The sequence below is a fragment of the Spirochaetota bacterium genome, from assembly GCA_004297825.1.
GTDB lineage: Bacteria > Spirochaetota > UBA4802 > UBA4802 > UBA5368 > FW300-bin19.
The window spans coordinates 1-17,213 of record SCSX01000087.1; the positions used below are offsets into that span (position 1 = coordinate 1).

The 17,213-nt window shown below is 51.4% G+C and carries 19 protein-coding genes; 7 read left to right on the forward strand and 12 right to left on the reverse strand.

Annotated features, from left to right (window positions below):
* Positions 1 to 772, reverse strand: a 772-nt coding sequence (locus EPN93_19310) for a hypothetical protein (protein TAL30625.1), incomplete at its 3' end; no start/stop codon positions are given.
* A gap of 88 nt (positions 773 to 860) precedes the next feature.
* Positions 861 to 1,085 (reverse strand): hypothetical protein, encoded by a 225-nt coding sequence (locus EPN93_19315; GenBank protein TAL30626.1) that lies wholly within the window; start codon positions 1,083 to 1,085, stop codon positions 861 to 863.
* Positions 1,086 to 1,289: 204 nt separating this feature from the next.
* On the opposite strand from EPN93_19315, the gene EPN93_19320 reads away from it, so the two are divergent.
* Genes EPN93_19320 through EPN93_19330 form a run of 3 tightly spaced genes read left to right on the forward strand, consistent with a single transcriptional unit; the run spans position 1,290 to position 3,820 of the window.
* Positions 1,290 to 2,405: a YedE-related selenium metabolism membrane protein gene (locus EPN93_19320; protein TAL30627.1), complete on the forward strand. Its 1,116-nt coding sequence runs from the start codon at positions 1,290 to 1,292 to the stop codon at positions 2,403 to 2,405.
* Positions 2,406 to 2,417: 12 nt separating this feature from the next.
* The gene (locus EPN93_19325; GenBank protein TAL30628.1) at positions 2,418 to 2,672 is read left to right on the forward strand and encodes a hypothetical protein; all 255 of its coding nucleotides are present in this window, start codon (positions 2,418 to 2,420) and stop codon (positions 2,670 to 2,672) included.
* Complete coding sequence (locus EPN93_19330) at positions 2,669 to 3,820, forward strand: aminotransferase class V-fold PLP-dependent enzyme (GenBank protein TAL30629.1); 1,152 nt, start codon at positions 2,669 to 2,671, stop codon at positions 3,818 to 3,820. Before EPN93_19325 ends, EPN93_19330 begins: the two co-directional genes overlap by 4 nt.
* Here the strand turns inward: EPN93_19330 and EPN93_19335 are convergent.
* Positions 3,811 to 4,143, reverse strand: a complete 333-nt coding sequence (locus EPN93_19335) for a divalent-cation tolerance protein CutA (GenBank protein TAL30630.1) — start codon at positions 4,141 to 4,143, stop codon at positions 3,811 to 3,813. The two genes, EPN93_19330 and EPN93_19335, sit on opposite strands and share 10 nt — an antisense overlap.
* 216 nt (positions 4,144 to 4,359) lie before the next feature.
* Between EPN93_19335 and EPN93_19340 the strand changes: the two genes are divergently transcribed.
* Positions 4,360 to 5,307, forward strand: a complete 948-nt coding sequence (locus EPN93_19340) for an ATP-binding cassette domain-containing protein (GenBank protein TAL30665.1) — start codon at positions 4,360 to 4,362, stop codon at positions 5,305 to 5,307.
* An 11-nt stretch (positions 5,308 to 5,318) separates the two neighbouring features.
* Here EPN93_19340 and EPN93_19345 read toward each other — a convergent pair whose 3' ends face one another.
* Positions 5,319 to 5,999, reverse strand: a complete 681-nt coding sequence (locus tag EPN93_19345) for a monofunctional biosynthetic peptidoglycan transglycosylase (GenBank protein ID TAL30631.1) — start codon at positions 5,997 to 5,999, stop codon at positions 5,319 to 5,321.
* A 443-nt stretch (positions 6,000 to 6,442) separates the two neighbouring features.
* Here EPN93_19345 and EPN93_19350 point away from each other — a divergent pair, with 443 nt between their 5' ends.
* Positions 6,443 to 7,894, forward strand: a complete 1,452-nt coding sequence (locus EPN93_19350; GenBank protein ID TAL30632.1) for a DUF4080 domain-containing protein — start codon at positions 6,443 to 6,445, stop codon at positions 7,892 to 7,894.
* On the opposite strand, the gene EPN93_19355 is transcribed toward EPN93_19350, so the two are convergent.
* The 5 genes from EPN93_19355 to EPN93_19375 all read right to left on the reverse strand — a co-directional run bounded on the left by EPN93_19355 (position 7,877) and on the right by EPN93_19375 (position 12,717).
* The gene (locus tag EPN93_19355; GenBank protein TAL30633.1) at positions 7,877 to 9,733 is read right to left on the reverse strand and encodes a chloride channel protein; all 1,857 of its coding nucleotides are present in this window, start codon (positions 9,731 to 9,733) and stop codon (positions 7,877 to 7,879) included. The two genes, EPN93_19350 and EPN93_19355, sit on opposite strands and share 18 nt — an antisense overlap.
* Positions 9,696 to 10,154: a PTS sugar transporter subunit IIA gene (locus tag EPN93_19360; protein ID TAL30634.1), complete on the reverse strand. Its 459-nt coding sequence runs from the start codon at positions 10,152 to 10,154 to the stop codon at positions 9,696 to 9,698. Before EPN93_19360 ends, EPN93_19355 begins: the two co-directional genes overlap by 38 nt.
* On the reverse strand, positions 10,151 to 11,362 hold the full coding sequence (locus tag EPN93_19365; GenBank protein ID TAL30635.1) for a VWA domain-containing protein: 1,212 nt from the start codon (positions 11,360 to 11,362) through the stop codon (positions 10,151 to 10,153). Before EPN93_19365 ends, EPN93_19360 begins: the two co-directional genes overlap by 4 nt.
* The gene (locus tag EPN93_19370) at positions 11,352 to 12,206 is read right to left on the reverse strand and encodes a MoxR family ATPase (GenBank protein ID TAL30636.1); all 855 of its coding nucleotides are present in this window, start codon (positions 12,204 to 12,206) and stop codon (positions 11,352 to 11,354) included. The genes EPN93_19365 and EPN93_19370 overlap by 11 nt, the downstream gene beginning before the upstream one ends.
* A gap of 118 nt (positions 12,207 to 12,324) precedes the next feature.
* Positions 12,325 to 12,717, reverse strand: a complete 393-nt coding sequence (locus EPN93_19375) for a YjbQ family protein (GenBank protein TAL30637.1) — start codon at positions 12,715 to 12,717, stop codon at positions 12,325 to 12,327.
* 271 nt (positions 12,718 to 12,988) lie between these two features.
* On the opposite strand from EPN93_19375, the gene EPN93_19380 reads away from it, so the two are divergent.
* Complete coding sequence (locus tag EPN93_19380) at positions 12,989 to 14,794, forward strand: hypothetical protein (protein ID TAL30638.1); 1,806 nt, start codon at positions 12,989 to 12,991, stop codon at positions 14,792 to 14,794.
* On the opposite strand, the gene EPN93_19385 is transcribed toward EPN93_19380, so the two are convergent.
* Positions 14,766 to 15,617 carry a hypothetical protein gene (locus tag EPN93_19385; GenBank protein TAL30639.1) on the reverse strand — a complete coding sequence of 284 codons (852 nt, stop codon included), beginning with the start codon at positions 15,615 to 15,617 and terminating at the stop codon, positions 14,766 to 14,768. The two genes, EPN93_19380 and EPN93_19385, sit on opposite strands and share 29 nt — an antisense overlap.
* The gene (locus tag EPN93_19390) at positions 15,598 to 15,927 is read right to left on the reverse strand and encodes a DUF167 domain-containing protein (protein ID TAL30640.1); all 330 of its coding nucleotides are present in this window, start codon (positions 15,925 to 15,927) and stop codon (positions 15,598 to 15,600) included. Before EPN93_19390 ends, EPN93_19385 begins: the two co-directional genes overlap by 20 nt.
* Positions 15,928 to 15,995: 68 nt before the next feature.
* Between EPN93_19390 and EPN93_19395 the strand changes: the two genes are divergently transcribed.
* Complete coding sequence (locus tag EPN93_19395; GenBank protein TAL30641.1) at positions 15,996 to 16,616, forward strand: MBL fold metallo-hydrolase; 621 nt, start codon at positions 15,996 to 15,998, stop codon at positions 16,614 to 16,616.
* 221 nt (positions 16,617 to 16,837) lie between these two features.
* Here the strand turns inward: EPN93_19395 and EPN93_19400 are convergent, their stop codons facing one another.
* Positions 16,838 to 17,167 carry an anti-sigma factor antagonist gene (locus tag EPN93_19400; protein TAL30642.1) on the reverse strand — a complete coding sequence of 110 codons (330 nt, stop codon included), beginning with the start codon at positions 17,165 to 17,167 and terminating at the stop codon, positions 16,838 to 16,840.
* Positions 17,168 to 17,213 lie beyond the last annotated feature (46 nt).

Below are 17,213 nucleotides of genomic sequence, written 5' to 3' on the forward strand. Positions count from 1 at the left end.
ACGCTGACTTTAAAACGCGTGAACGGACAGGGCTCCTGGTTGTTTTGAATTTATGCACCGTTTCTATAAGCAGCACGAGATGGTGCAGCATCGCTGATAATATTATTTTTTGCATACCGCTGAAGGCCCCGGATGAGGGGAAACTCGGATGGCCGTTCTTGGTTGCAGGGAGTGCATTCATCCCGGCAATCAGCGCGTAGAGCGGTGGCTTGAGTTTGTGAAAACTATCCCTAACGGAGGTTTTGCCGAGGCAATCCGCAACAAGCGTATAACTTTCACTTTGATCATGATAATACTGAAAGTAATTATCCAGATTATATTCGAACAGTAATAGTTGCTCCCGGTAGTAAGCCGCGGTTCTTGATGATCCCGGCCGAGGGAACCCGGTCCGATAGAACATGAACGGATTAAATATCTGGTCTGTGATAAGATGGGACACGTAGCCGTAAAAATATGCCCTTTGCATTGCGGCCCACTCGGTGGTAAAAGTGGGGACTTTGAGAGCGAGATCGGCCAGGTACATGAGCGAGGCTGATAAACCACGGGAATGCAGGAACGCTGAACGGGGGGTTCCCAGGTGGTCGCGATCGCTTACGAGGGAAAGATAATCATATATGTCGGGCCCGATGGCCCCGAGAAATGCGGCACCCAGGAATTCAGGTTCGCAAAACAGGGATTCGAGCGTGCGGGTGAACGGAGAAATTTCCTTTTTTTTCTGCAGATGAAGCCTTGATTCGGCGATGAGCTTGAAATGAGTGATTATAGATGGCATTATTCGGCTTCTTATCGATATTTCGAAGGAATAAAAAAGCATGCTTTATCAAGGCATGCTTTTCGCTTCCGTTCATCCGGTACTACCTTTACCGGGGATGGCATCCGCTTCCGAGACAGAACGCATTAGTATTCATTTGCGCCTTGTTTCCCGCTTTCTTCTCAAGTCCTGCGGTTGTATGGCAGTATGCGCAGTTGATCTTGGTGCCGTCTTTAGCCAATCCCGAATGCTGCTTGTTTATCGCGGTATTCGCGAAAATCGCCGGGGTCCCGATAAAAGCCGTCAGCACCAGCAAGAACAATGCTTTTTTCATCGATCGCTCCTGAAATAGTGATGCGCAAAGTATTAAGCTTGTCGGCGTATCTGTCAATTAAAATATACGGGGGATGCGAACCAGTACAATAATTCACAATTAGAATACATGCTATCTATTTTATGATTGTCTTTGCCGGTTGATAATTTCTAATGTCCCCCGCGAAGGCATTGGATGGAAAAACCTTGATATTGGGTAATCGTAATGAAATGGATAAGTGAATTTCTCGGCTCGGTTAAAGGCATACTACTGACCGGGGCTTTTATCGGTGTGATCGCCCCGCTGCTTCAGAATTTTGGAAACCCGCCGAATATGGGAATTTGCGTCGCCTGCATGGAGCGTGATATCGCCGGGGCGCTCGGTTTTCACCGGGCGGCGGTCGTTCAATATCTGCGCCCAGAAATAATTGGATTGGTACTCGGGGCCGCGATTGCAGCCGTAATGTTCGGTGAATTTCGGGCCCGGTCGGGATCGGCGCCCTTGATGCGGTTCATGCTTGGATTCTTTGCAATGACCGGAGCACTGGTATTCCTTGGCTGCCCATGGAGGGCATTCCTGAGACTGGCAGGCGGTGATTTCAATGCGCTCACGGGATTGGCCGGGATGCTTGCCGGGGTTTGGGCGGGGGTGTTTTTCATAAAAAAAGGATTTTCTCTCGGGTCCAGCAGACGGACCCCCGCAATGGCCGGATGGGTTTTCCCGGTGCTTATGATCGGTTTGCTTGTTCTGCTGCTGGCGAATATGTATGTCTCGTATCTCCCCGAATCCGTGATATACAAGGAACAGGGGAAGTTCGCACCCTTCTTCAGCCTGTCCGGTCCGGGTTCACAGCACGCACCGTTGATTATTTCATTCGGCGCGGCGCTGGCGATTGGATTCTTAGCCCAGCGGTCCCGGTTTTGTACGATGGGCGCCATAAGGGATGTGATTCTGATAAAGGATATGCATCTCATGTGGGGGATACTTGCGCTCGTACTGGCGGCGTTCGGTACAAACCTGATGCTCGACCAGTTCAAGCCGGGTTTCACCGGCCAGCCTATCGCCCATACCGAACACATCTGGAATTTCCTTGGTATGGGACTTGCAGGACTGGCCTATGCTCTTGTGGGAGGGTGTCCCGGCAGGCAGCTTTTCCTGGCAGGGGAAGGCGACGGGGACTCGGCGGTTTTTGTAATTGGAATGATCTCGGGAGCCGGTTTCGCGCACAATTTCGCGATTGCAAGCTCTGCCGCGGGTACAGGTTTATGGGGGCCGGCGGCGGTGATTGTCGGGCTGGTGTTTTGTCTTGGAACGGGTTTTTTTATGCGTCAAAAGATATAGAGGGGGGACATCATGGGTGATATGATTGATGCCAGAGGGCTTTCTTGCCCGCAACCGGTATTTGAAACCCGGAAGAAAATGCTCTCGCTTTCGCACGGCAATTTTACGGTGCTGGTGGACTCTCCCACCGCACGGGACAATATTATCAGGCTGGCAGCCGGCCAGGGATGGCGCACGGTGGTGGAAACCAGCCATGACGAGTATACGATCAGCCTTGAAAAGACATGCGGGGACGCTAGTCAAATCTTCAGCGCAGAAGGATTATGATTTACCTGGATAACGCGGCAACCTCATGGCCGAAGCCGCCGGGGGTCCAGCCGGCCATGGCCGGCTACATGACGGATATAGGCGCAAACCCGGGAAGGTCGGGGCATCGGCTCTCCGTCGATGCAGCGCGGATACTATTCGATACACGGGAAAAACTTGCGAGATTATTCAAGGGAAGTGATCCTTCACGGGTCATCTTCACGATGAACGCTACGGCCGCCCTGAATCTCGCGATGAGGGGCATTTTACGGGAGGGAGATCATGTCCTGACAACCGGCATGGAGCATAATTCCGTAATGCGCACGTTGAACGATTTAAGGGGGAGGGGTGTTTTATACTCAATTCTCCCAACGCCGCCCAATGGTGTGTGCGACGCGGATGACCTGCGCAATGCCGTAAGGAAAAACACCGTCATGTTGATCATCAATCACGGGTCCAACGTGAACGGCGCGGTCCAGGGGATTGCGGGGTTCGGCAAAATTGCGCGAGAACTGGGTCTCTGCGTGCTTGTTGATGCGGCTCAGACCGCGGGGATCATCGATATCGACCTCGACAGGGATTGTATCGATATGCTGGCTTTTACCGGGCATAAGGGCCTCCTGGGCCCGCAGGGCACGGGTGGCCTTGTTCTTGGCACCGGATTCGATCATCACAGGATAAAGCCTCAGATAACCGGGGGAACCGGCAGCCTGTCAGAGATGGAGTATCAGCCCGATTTTCTTCCCGATATGTGCGAGAGCGGCACACCCAACACGGTGGGCATCGCGGGATTGTCGGCCGGACTGGATTATATTTTTGAAGCAGGCCTGGAGGAAATCCTTACAAGGGAAATGGCGGCGGGCGCCCTTCTTCGCGAGGGGTTGGCCTCTATCGATGGGGTCACCGTTTTTTTCGGCCCGGGCGGTAAGAGTCACCTTAGCACGTGTTCTTTCATTATCGAGGGGCTGGGGATGGGTGAAGTCGGTTTGGAGCTGGACGAACGGTTCAATGTGCTGTGCAGGGTTGGCCTCCACTGCAGCCCCCTGGCGCATAAATCGCTTGGGACGTTCCCGAACGGCACTATTCGTTTCAGTCCCGGAATTTTCACCAGCCGCGAGGAAATAACGCAGGCGGTCGGTGCGGTCAGGCAAATTGCGGCTCATTCCTGAGGCGAAGGGATCGTGGATGCTTCAATCCAGTCCAGGTATGGCTGATGGCCTTCCTCTATGGGCATCGTGACAATCTCCGGGACTTCGTAGGGGTGTTCGGAAAGAATCGCCTCTTTCAGGCCGGGGAACAGTGCTCTCCTGGACTTGATGATCAGGAGGCACTCCTGCTCCCGGCAGATTTCCCCTTTCCACCAATACACGGAAATCAGGCCGCTCACGATGTTCACGCATGCCGCCAGCTTTCGTGGAACCAGCGTCTGGGCAATTTTTTCCGCAACCTGCAGTGAGGGGACCGTACACAAGATAACGATATAGTCCGACATGAGGTTCTCCTTCTTGAAAGATTGTCTTTCCCGTCGCTGGGCGAGCAAAACCCTCCAAATAACAGCCAAAGGATGATGGCGCCTCTGAAGCCATCATCGATTCCGCTCGAACCCGTGCCCCGTATCCTTTCAAATTTGTTCTCAAGATGCAATATTTTATTGAAATTGGAATGGGGCGGATTGATAGTGATGCCCAATTGGATCAAGGCAGGTTTCATGGTACACGTATTCGCACTGAAAAAAAGCTTTGTCATCCGGAAAAGCGGGCTTTTTGAGAAACCAGCACGGGTGAAAGCGGTCGATGGCATCAGTTTTTCGATCCCGCAGGGGAAGACGCTCGGCATGGTGGGCGAGAGCGGCAGCGGCAAATCAACGGCCGCGCGGGCAATGCTCAGGCTGCTTGAACCCGACAGCGGGCGCGTGCTCGTGAACGGGATCGACGTCGGCGCGCTCGGAAAGAACGAGCTCAGAAAGTTCAGGGTAAACATGCAGATCGTGTTCCAGGACCCTTATGGTGCACTGAATCCCCGGATGACCGTCGGCAGGATCATCGCGGAGGCGCTTAGAACGCATACAAACCTGAATAAGGCTGAAATCCGGGACCGAACGGTGCATCTGCTTGAGCTGACGGGGATGCACGGAGATCACTTCGACCGATATCCGCACGAGTTCAGCGGCGGTCAACGACAGCGGATCGGCATCGCGCGCGCGATCGCATTAAATCCGAAATTCCTGGTGCTCGACGAGCCGGTATCGGCCCTGGACGTGTCGATCCAGGGACAGATACTGAACCTGCTCGCGGACCTCAAGGAAAGGCTCTCGCTGACCTACCTGTTCGTCGCGCACGATCTTGCCGTCGTGGAGCATATCAGCGACAGGATTATCGTCATGTACCTGGGAAGGATCGTCGAGGAGAATTCGAAGCAGGGTCTCTATGCCGAACCGCTGCATCCCTACACGCAATGCCTGTTGAAATCGATCCCCGAGAAAAAGCCGGTGAAGCACGGCTTTTCCGCCCTCAAGGGAGAAATACCGTCACCCGAGAACCCGCCTTCGGGCTGTCATTTTCATCCGCGGTGTCCGTTCGTGATGCCCGTGTGCAGGGAGGTGTATCCGTATCTTAGGAACGTTGGTGACGCGCGTGTCGCCTGCCACCTGCACTGAACGTTACCGGATTAATCGGACCTGATTTTCTCCCGCAGCGACCTGTAGCGGTCCTCGAGAATCCCGGAGGAGTGAAATGTTTTTGGCGAGTACTTGACGGGGCTCGGCAGGATGGTGATGAGCCTTACGGCCTCGTCCTGCGAAAGGTTGTCCAGGGGTTTTCCGTAATGGGTCCGCGCCGCCTGTCCAAGCCCGAATACCCCCCGGCCAAGTTCCACGTAATTCAGGTATAGTTCGAGTATCCGCTTTTTGGGCATCGCGAGTTCCATGGTAAGCGCCGCGATGATTTCGGCGTATTTCCTGAAATAACTTTTTTGGGGCGTCAGGAAAAGCGTCCTTGCGAGCTGCTGCGTGATGGTACTGCCCCCCAGGAAATTTCCCCCCAGGCCCTTGTTCATCGCATACGCCCTCTTGAGCGCATTGACATCAATTCCGCGGTGCTGATAAAACCCCGCGTCCTCGCACGCAATTGTGAGATGCGGAATCCACGGTTTTATTTTGTCCAGCGGCTGATATAGAACTTCCCTGATTTCATGCTTGTCAATATGGTGCCGATACAGCATGAGCGTTGAGGACGGCGGGTTTATCCTGGAAAAAACCAGCGAAAGGCCGAGTATCGCCAGGAAAAATAGCACGTGCACCCCCGCGACGGCGAGCAGCGCGAATTTGATAATTCTGAATATCAGTCCCATTCAAATCTCCGCCAAGGTCCAGCGCCACATCTCACCCTAAGCCGGCCCGGCGGTCAAGACTTTACTTTGAAGAATTCGATATGGGCGTTCAGTGATTCCGTCTGGGCATTGATCTCTTCGGCCGATGAGGCGATTTCCTCGGCGCTCGCGGCCAGCGACTGCGTGATTTCATTGATCTGATCGACGGTAGGTTTAATATTCTCCTTGTAAGCTTGAAGATCATCACGGTAATAATGAGTGAAATCACCAGCAGGAAGAGTGATATGTGGACGAGCAGCATGTTCAATTCAAAGAATAAGTCCGACGTGGGCATGAGGAGAACGAGCTTCCCTTCAATTACAGGCATGGGTATGGTGAATCCGGTATAGGCCGTACCTTCAACGACCAGTAGGTGATATATTCCCTTGTATAATCAAAAGCATACAGCTTACGCGCCCGGTCACGTGGTTCTGCTTCTCGGGATCAATGCAAGATTCACGCATTCGGCTCTGGCCCTGTATTCCCTGCGGCGCTATTGCGACGGCCTGGACTACGAAATATTTGTTAAGGAATGCAGCATCAATATGCAACCGGGGGTGTTGTTGAATGAAATCGCGTCTCGGAACCCGGCGATTATCGGAATTTCCGTCTATATATGGAATGCCCATTATATTCGGGAAATCCTGCCTCAACTCGCGCGGCTGTTCCCCAGGGCAAAAATCGTGCTCGGCGGTCCCGAGGTGAGTTATAATTCGGAGGAGTGGCTCGATGAATTTCCCGAAGTAACGCACATCATTCAGGGAGCGGGTGAAGCCGGGTTCAGGCGTCTGCTGGAAAATAACGGGGAGCTCCCCGAAAGGGTTGTCAGCGTATCAAACCCCATATTTTCATCCATTCCCTTTCCCTATACTGATCTCGACCTCGCGAATTTCGGGCACCGATACGTCTATTATGAATCAAGCAGGGGTTGTCCTTTTCGATGTACTTATTGCCTGTCCTCACGGGAAAGTATGCGTGTCGAGTATCGAGATCCCGAACAGGTATGTCGCGAACTGGAATCCATCCTGAGACACGAACCGAAGATCGTGAAATTTCTAGACCGGAGCTTTAACGCGCGCGTGTCGCACTCAAGGGCGATCTGGAAATGGCTGATTGAAAAAAATGCGTCCACGAAATTCCATTTCGAAATTCATCCGCAGGTGCTCGAAGAGGAGGATTGGCAGCTCTTATCGCGGGTTCCCGCGGGAAGGTTCCAGTTCGAGGTGGGAGTACAGACGATTAATTCCCGCTCCCTTCGCGCGGTGAAGAGGGCAATGGACTGGGAAACGGTTCGCTTCGCAATCCACCAGCTCATCTCCCGGACGAAAATCAGTGTCCACCTGGATTTGATCATGGGGCTCCCCTGCGATACGATTGAAAATGCCCGCGCCTCGTTCAACGAAATTTACAGGCTTGGTCCGCAGCAGATACAGGTTGGGTTTCTCAAGGTACTGCCGGGAACGGAATTACGTCTTCGAAGTGAAAAACTGGGTATTAAGTTCAACCCGGAACCTCCCTATGAAGTAATCTCGACCCCCTGGATATCAAGCGGTGATCTCGATATGCTTAGAACAATTTCCAGGCTCATTAATAATTTGTTTAACAACATGCGATTTCCCCGCATAAGTGCGATGCTGGAAACAATGCATCCGGATCCGTATTCACTGTATGCGGATCTGGCAGTATGGATGGAAAAGAACGGCCGCAATCCGTCAGTTAAGAACGCGGAACAATGCGCTCAAAACCTGGTCGAATATGCCCTGCACGTGGTGCGCTGCACGAGGGACCAGGTTATTGCCGATATTACCGCGGATTGGGAAGGCTTGAGGAAAACAAAAGTGCTTCCAAAAGGGGTGCGATCACTTTTTTACGGATGAATAATTTACCAGGTACTGGCCTGTCCCCCACTTTTCCAGCAGCATGGTATACGCCTGAAGTATATCCCGGTGAGTGAGAATTCCGGTCACCACGGGGTCCGAAGCGGACGAAACAACGGGGATCGTCTGGAGATGGTATTCCTCCAGTTTCTGAATCGCGACGGATACGGACTCGCCGTCCGTTACTATGGGGACGCGCGTCGCGAGGTCGCCGGCGATCAGCAGGTCGGTCATGTCCGTGGATGCAATTACCTGACGGATTTCATTGAGGGAAATCACCCCGACCAGCCTGTTGCGGTCATTGACTATGCACACGTCCCCGTATATCGAGTTTATCAGGCGGTCCACGACGCGCGGGAACGGTGTCCTGAAATTGAGCGAATCGAAACTTGTTCTCTTGAGCTCGCTGACCTTTATCTTGCCGAGGAGGTTTATTTCCCCTTTTTTGGTGATGTCGATCCCGTCTTGCAGGAGCTCGTTACTGTACACGGTACCGTGGTTTACATAAACTACCACGAGATACGCAATTATCGATACGAGCATCAGCGGAAGAATAAACCGGTAGTCGTTGGTCACCTCGAACACGAGCAGGATCGCGGTGAGCGGGATAGAGTTGATTCCGGAAAGCACCCCGCCCATGCCTACGAGAGCGAAGGTGATCGGGTTCAGCGTCGTGCCGAAAACCAGATTTATCAGACCCGCAAATGAATAGCCCAGAAATACCCCCAGCATGAGGGAAGGGGCGAATATTCCTCCGTAAGAACCCGCCTCAAGAAAAAGACATACGAATACCATCTTGCACATGAGAAGCACGAGCACCAGTTCGAGTGAGAACCTGAGGCCGAGAACGTCGTTGATCGCGGAATAGCCGATCCCGTAGAGCTGATGAAAATAGATGAGCACGACACCAAATATGACTGATACGGGGATCAGCTTAATGAATGGATTGGTAATTTTCAGGAACTCCGTGAAGAAATGCCGGAAAACCCCGCGAAGCCAGAAAAACAGGATCGAGAGGAATCCGCAGAGAATGCCGAGAACCATGAACCAGGGGTACTCGAAAATTTCACCGGTGCTGTAGGCAGGTATAATAAATACGTGATGGTTTCCCAGCAATGCGCGCGAGATGATATCGGCGACGACGGCGGAGACGATGAGCGCGCTCAATGCCTGGTTCTTCAAATCGTTCATCAGGATGACTTCGATCCCGAAGAATACCCCCGCGATGGGCGCGTTGAAAACGGCGGCGATCGCCGCACCGGCGCCGGCGGCGGCGTACATCCTCATGTCCTCAGGTTTCAGGCCCAAAAGCTGGGAGGCGTACGATCCCAGGCCGCTTCCCATCTTCGCGGCGGGGCCCTCCGGTCCCAGCGGCGCCCCGGAACCGATGGAGATGATGGGTGCGAAAAAGTGAAATACGGTGTTGGTCAGGGGAATGTTCCCGTTGCGCAGGAGAATGGCCTTGATAACGCTTAGTACGTCTTTTTCCCTGGAGATCGCGGGAAATGCGAGGGTCATGGCGGCGACGATCACGCTCCCCAGGACCGGGAATATGAAAATCAGGTCGACCCCCAATGAAAGAGCGTTTCCGGTGCTCATGAACTCGAATAATTTCCTCATACCCTCGAGCAGGGAATGAAAGAACACCGCGGCGAGTCCCGCGATGATTCCAATGAGCACGGACATTAGGATGTGCGAGATATATCGGGTTATGTCGGTTTGCAGGTACCGGGATCGGAAAATTCTGCCCAGCCTGCTTTTTAAGTTCATATTTTCGCCTGACGCCGGCAGTAAACGTTCATCACGCATCGACGGGGATTTCAAATATTCTGAGCACATCTTCGGAAGAAGCGGATTCGATAAGCCTGTTCCTGGCCCCCTCCTGTTTTAATACCGACATTATTTTTGATAAAAGCTTGAGGTAGTCCTTGTGCTGTTTTTCGCCCGCGGCGACAAGTATGATGATGTGAACGGGATGGCCGTCTATAGACTCGAAATCGATTCCCTGCTTTGATACGCCGATAGCGAAGGCGACCTGGTTCACGCTCGCTATCTTTGCATGCGGTATGGCGATTCCAAACCCTATCCCGGTGCTCATGATTTTCTCGCGCTCGATGAGTGCGACGACGAGCTCTTCAAGGTCTTCGCACACCGCTGATCCCTGGAACGACCGTGCGAGTTCCTCGATGGCCTTGAACTTGTTGCGGGCTTTGAGTTTGCGGATATACGCCGGGCTGGAATAATCGCTGAGTTGTGTCATCGTGCAATTCCTGGTTGCTTTGAAGACAGCGTGAGACTCCTGCCTTTCATAAGATGCTTTATTCCGTCATCCATGCCCTCAAGGGTCAGCTCGAACATGGGAAACAATTCCTTGATCATGCGTGTCGTTTGAATATAATCCCACGATCTTCGCGGGAGGGGATTCAGCCAGATGGAATCCTTGAACTTGTCCCGGATGCGCTGTAGCCACACGATGCCCGCCGTGTCGTTATGGTACCAGTAATCGATGGCGCCGTTTTTCCAGGTGAGCTCGGAGGGCGCCATCTCGGCGTCCCCTACCAGGATAAGCTTATAGTCATTGTCCTCGCTTTTTAGCAAGTCCGAAACCGAAATGGTATCGCGCCTTTCGATATCGACCCACAAATCCTGGTAGGGACAGTTGTGGAAGTAATAATGCTTGAATCGGCTTATCTGTGACGACGCCGCCGAGAAGAGCCGTTCCACGAGCTGGGCATAGGGCGTCATCGACCCGCCCACGTCCATCATGAGGATTACCTTTGCCGCCTTCTTCTCCTTGTTTTCCCAGACAAGCTCGATCTCACCCGCGTTTTTGCTGGTAGTTTCGATGGTCGCCTCGAGGTTGAGTTTTTCCTCGGGCGATATCGGCAACAGGGCCCTCAGGTGCGCAAGCGCAACCTTCATTTGCCTGGTATCCAGGGTGATAGTGCTTGAATAGTTCTTAAAGACGCGCTTTTCGGCAATCTGGACGGCGCGTTTGTGACGGGATTCGCCCTGGCCAATTCTTATACCCGCGGGGTTGTAGCCCCAAGCACCCTGAGTCGAACGGCCCCCGGTGCCTATGGCCTTGTTTCCCCCCACGTGCTCCTTGTAGTGGCCCTGCCTGAGCTGTTCCTCGAAGTTTCGCAGCACCTCGTCAAGATTCAATTCGTCAATCGCTCTTTTCTCCTCCTCGGTCAGATGAAGCTCTTTCACCTTTTTCAGGCCCGCGAGTATTTTTTCGAGCATCTCATCCGTGGTCTCGATATCCTTGAAGGTGTCGAGAAAGGCGAGATCGAATTTATCGAAATATATCTCGTTTTTCACAAGTATGGAGCGGGCGATATGGTAGAAGCGCGTGAGACTGCAATCATTCAGGTTTTTCGTCAGGGCGTGGTGAAGCGTGATCCATTCATGCAGGGACACGGGAATGCCGTACGATTTGAGAATGAAAAAGAAATTAATAAACATTCCTCGACCTTGCGCTGGAATTGTACGCGTAGTGTGAGGTCCCCGACTGCGCCACCAGGTCCACGTCTTCCTTCTTCTTCAGCAGGGTTCCCAGGAAGGGGAGCTCTTTTTCAATCTTCGACGGAGCAAGTCCCCCCGCGATAAGCGCCTGGATCCAGTCTATGAGCTCGCTGGTGGAGGGTTTCTTGCGAAGCATGTCGAATTGGCGGATCCAGTAAAATTTTTTCATGCATTCGCGAAGCAGGACGTCCTGTATCTTGGGGAAGTGAACGTAGATGATCTCTTCCATGAGTTTTTCTTCCGGGAATTCGATGTAGTGGAAAATGCACCTGCGCAGGAATGGGTCCGGAAGCTCCTTCTCGCTGTTTGAAGTAATAATGATAATGGGCCGATGCTCCGGTTTGACGGTGACGCCGGTTTCCGGGATATAGAAACTCATTTCGTCGAGCTCGTTCAGCAGGTCGTTGGGGAATTCAATGTCGGCCTTGTCGATCTCGTCCACGAGGAGCACGACCTGTTCCTTCGCCGTGAAGGCTTCGCCGAGTTTTCCAAGCTTGATGTAGTGTGAGATATCGGTTATATCCTTGTCGCCGAAGCGCGCATCGTTCAATCGCTGCACGGTATCGTATACATAGAGGCCTTCACGGGCCTTGGTGGTCGATTTGATATTCCATATTTTAAGCTCCTTCTTGAGACCCTTCGCTATGGAGTGCGCAAGCAGGGTTTTTCCGGTGCCGGGTTCGCCCTTCACGAGCAGCGGTCGACCGAGCTCTATTGAAACGTTAACGTTATCACGCAGCTCGGAGGACAGTACGTATTCGCTCGTTCCCTTGAAATAGTCCATTTCCGCCACCTTTCTCCAAAGTAATCAGTTATAATTTTTTATTCATTCAATATAGCTCATTTTGTAAAGAAAAAAAATAATGACTGCGCGAGCGGGGTTTCTCGCGAATGCCACGCGATTACATGATTTTAACCAATACGGTCCTGTTTCTTGGACCGTCAAATTCACATAAAAATATGCCCTGCCACGTTCCAAGCATGAGTTTTCCCGCTTCAATGAACACCGTCTCGGAGCACCCGACGAGAGATGATTTGATATGCGCGGGCGAATTGCCTTCCCCGTGCGCAAAGGAAATCCGTTCGAGTCCAAGCGAGGCAAGACCTTTTATTATGTCGCGCGATACCGAAAAGTCCGCGTTTTCATTAATTGTAATCGCAGCGGTCGTATGCGGAGTATAGATACAGCAAAAGCCGTCTTTCACGCCGCTCTCCTGCACGATTTTCCGGATTTCCCCGGTTATTTCAAGCAGTACTTCTTTTTGCGGGGTTCTTACGTTTATGGTGTGAATCATCGTTTGGACTCCTTGGTATCTTTTTCGGGGATTATCAGGGATATGGTGAATAATGACAAATATAATTCAACTTGGAGTGCTCGCCGGCCTGGATGAGGCACAATTTCAAGTCGGGTTCATTTGGACATAGTGAGGGTATTTCTCCAGGCAGCATAGGCTTAGGGAAGGAAAATGCATCTTTCGGGAACGGGCTTAAAATTAATCTCTTGAAATATCAACGGCGCTTACATACACTGTAAGCGCAATCATTGAAGCAAACCTGACCGCCGCCATGAGCATCCATGAAAAAATAGATAAGACACGCAAGAACATTGGCGCCACCGGCATCGACGACAAAGAAAAGAAGGACCTCTTCAATAGATTTGTCGACGCCGGGGGTAAGGTAATTAATGAATCCGCGAAAAAATCGATGGTCGACTTTGACCGTGAAAAGCAGAAACAGTACAAGGCCAAGGTTGAAACGCATCGTGAAAGGGTTCAAAGCCCGGCACCTGTAGTACGTAAGCCCAAAGCAACTCCCGCAAGCAGGAATGCCTCCGCGATCGCCGGTCCAGGTTTCTTCCAGGGGATATGGTTTCGATTGAAAATCAGGCTCAAGCTGTTCTTCCTGGGGGTTACCGATTTTTATGGCATGACCATAAAGCCCGGTTTTCTCGAAAGGGTCAATTCCGATTACAAGGCTTCGCTTATCGAAATTCAACTGCTGTATCTGGACATTATTAAAAGAAACCCCGGCATAGGCAGGGCGGTAACCGACGACCTCGACTCGTTCAATCCCATCTATTTAGAGCTTATCGAAATGGCTGCCGGCGTTTTCGACAGAACCCTCATGAATCAAATCGTAGAGTCGCATGTTTCATTCCCGGACGTGGCGCAGCCCGTGAGCGAATTCCGGACCTCGTTTATGGCGCTGTTTAAGAAACTGTACGTGCTGCATTCATATCGTGATTTCATCATATATGCGTTTGAAAAGGCCATAAATACCCAGGCAAAGTTGGAAAAGAAGAAAGCCGGCGAATATTCGACAAAAAAGAAAAAGATCAACAACAGCGTAGCACTCGTGTATTACAGGCTGTTTAACGCCCTGTACTGGCTTATGTGCCATTACGCGGGTACCGTGATCCCTCTCGCGGATCCGGGTATGGAGCGCTTCTTGGGAATTGCGGAGGAAGACAAGCCCGGAAAACGCAAGAAGCACATACTGGCACAGGCCGCCGCGGCGAAAAAGGAACAGGAAGAGGACGAAAACACCGGCGAGGCCAAAGAGGCTGCGATTTCTGAAGAGACAAAAATCGGGCTGAAAATGATGTCAAGACTTGATTTGAAAGATCTTCAGGCTAAATTTGAAGTCGAAAAACATTTCAAGGTTATTCACGGCACCGACAAGGTTCTTATTATTTTCCTGCTTTTCAGAGAGTTTGATGAAGAATATTCGTTCATCCTCACTACAAATAAAATCAAGTATAACGTCGTGTTTTCCCCAGAGGGCAAGATCGATTTCAGGGTCCAGCTTTCGGATCTCTATAAAGATCTACGGACCTGCATGTCCCTGTTCAAAGACTACGCGGAGATCATGGAAACTTACGAGCGGACACGGACTGAACGCCCTGCGAGCAATGCACAGTATATCGATTACTCGAAGCGGATAGAAGAACTTGAAAAGAAAAGGAACAACAGCGGGAAGAACCTGAGGGGAAGTGTATCCTCTTTCATGGAAAAATGCTCTATCGAATTCGTACGATTGATGGAAGATATGAACGGACCGCAGAAAATAATAGATAATCCACAGGACGAGCTGGTTTTCGAACAGGCAATTGAAGGGGCTAAAAAGGTTAACGGGCAAAAGGTTTATGAGGCAATAAAGGTCGCTTTTTGTTATATTCAGGCTTTCCAGTACCGTTTGGGTCCTGAGGGAGATTTATCCGGCGCCCTTGATTTTAAAGAGGGTCAAAATCCTCAATTGTCTCCGCAGCAGGACGAGCCGGGAGAGGCGGCCGATGAAAAGCCGAAAAGCAACCCTGAGAAGGACAAAGAAGAATCCGACAGTGTCATCCGCGAGCTCGATGATCTGGTCTGAGTCCGTCGGCAACCCGTTGTTTCATTTCGAGTATTTCTTTCCTTGAATTGCACAACCCGAAATCGCGATAAGGAGCGGCAGAACGATTTTCCCTAAGCATCGCACTATCCGATTCAGGGATCAGGGGAATATTTCCCGCGATGGACGCGAGCGTACCCTCCCGCTTCTTCCCGACAGACGGCCCCCTTCCAATTCGAAAACCGGATTCAAGCAGCGCCCTTCGGATATGCCTGGCGCTGGAGTATGTAGTGAGAATTCCGGTCGGGCTTATCACACGGCTAATTTCATTGAAAAATTCCACGCTCCACATTTCCGGATTTTTTGGGGGGGAGAATGCATCATGAAAAACAGCGTCGAAATGTTTTTCCGGCAGATGTTGGATCGTAAGCCTGGCATCGCCCCGAATTACGGTGATGCAGAAGCGCTCGGAGGCAATTGACCCGTACTCGGCGGCGAGGATTATCGAAGCATATAGTTCGTCCCGCGAATCATTGAAGCACAGTGACTTCATGAAAGGTATGGCCGATAGATCTTTTTCCAGAGAAACTATTTCAACGGTTCGCCCGTCAGCCAGGGGCAGAAGCTCGAAAAGCGTCGCAAGGCAGTTATAACCGAGACCGAATCCGATATCCAGCACCCGCAGATTTGATTTCCGCAATCCAGGAAGACCCGAGGGCCGTACATGTTTGAGCAGGGATTCTTCGAACGCCCCGGAAAGTGAATGCATCGCTTCATCGTAATCATGGGCGAGAAGCGTCAACGAGCCGTCTCCAGTGGGAACGGGAGTGAATCCGGTTTTCGATTTATCTGGAAGATTCGACATGATGCGTGAGTCTCTTCAATATTTCATCCGTGGTGAGCCCGGTGATGGCGATTCTCTTCGTTCTTGCCGAGGCGCCTTTCTCGATCTCGATACGTGATTTTGAGATGTCAAGCGCGCGGGCCATAAGCCGTATGCATTCAGCGTTGGCTTTCCCGTCCGCCGGGGGAGAATTGACGAATACTTTTATGCGTGCCGATTCCTCGATCACGATTTTGCTTTGTGATGATTTTGGAGCGACCCGGATGTCAATTCGTGATATTTGTTTGGATTCCATGCAATAGCCCGCGCTCATCCATATTCCGTAACTCATAATAAAATCGGTTTGACAGGCCGTCAAGATCAAACCCTTCCTTGATATAAATAATCGGGGGACTCGGGATGAATATTGTTACATTAGAGAATGGTCCGTTCCAGGTGAACAGTTACCTGTTATATGATATGTCCGCTCGATCCGGGATAATTATAGATCCCGGAAGTTCGATTCAGGAGCTGCTTGCCAGGATAGAGAAGGAAAATATCCAGCTTCAAGCGATCCTATGTACGCATGGACATATTGACCATGTCGCAGGAGTCAACGAAGTAAAGGCTAGATTCGGTGTTCCCCTGTGGATGAATCGCGGGGATAGCGAATTGCTTGAAACGCTTCCCCAGCAGGCGAGGATGTTCGGGGTGAAAAATCCCGGACCGGTTGTAATCGATGTCGAGCTGCCCGGCGAGGGCGCGGTCGAGATAGGCGGCATAACCATCACCTTGCTGAGAACTCCCGGGCATTCCCCGGGCTCACTTTCATTTGTTATCGACGATACGGTATTCAGCGGGGATACGCTCTTCAATTTCTCGATCGGGAGAACCGACCTGCCCGGCGGGAGTTATGAAGCCTTGATCGCCTCGATCGAAAACAAGCTTTTCGCGCTGCCTGACGATACCAGGGTGCTTTCGGGGCATGGTCCCGAGACGACCATAGGAAAGGAAAAGGAATTTAATCCGTTTTTCGGCTGATTTTCAGGGAATTATATAAAGAAAGAGGAAGGAATCACTTTGAATTCTTTCCTCTTTCTTATTCTAAGAAGGTGACTCTGAGGGTACACTACTGTACCTTAATCGATGCACCCCTCGGTGCATTAAATCGTACGGCAACGCCTGTTAAACCCTACGACTTAATCTTTAAATTAATAATAGTAATTATCGCGGCGAAGTCAACATCGTTAATAATTTTTCTTTTAAAAGCTTTTTAACGCTGCGTCAACGGTGCTGAATACCTTAATTACCGACGATACTTTGGTGAGCTCCAGTACCTTCTCCACTTCCTGTTGCGGCGCAGCCAGCCTGAGCAGGGACTTCAGGCTCTGATTGATATTCAGGAATATGCCGATGCCGGAGCTGGTGATGATCTTGACGTCGGACAGATCGAGCACTAGTTTCTTGATCCCCTTATTAACGATCGCCTGCTGGAGCTTTTCCTTGAGCTCAGGCACATCCAGTGTAAGCACTTCGCTGGTGGTAATCTTTGCTACACAGATCCCTTCCCCAAGTTCCTTTAACTCGAGCATGTTCCTCTCCAATTTTGAGATATTTATTACATAAATAGACAAATAT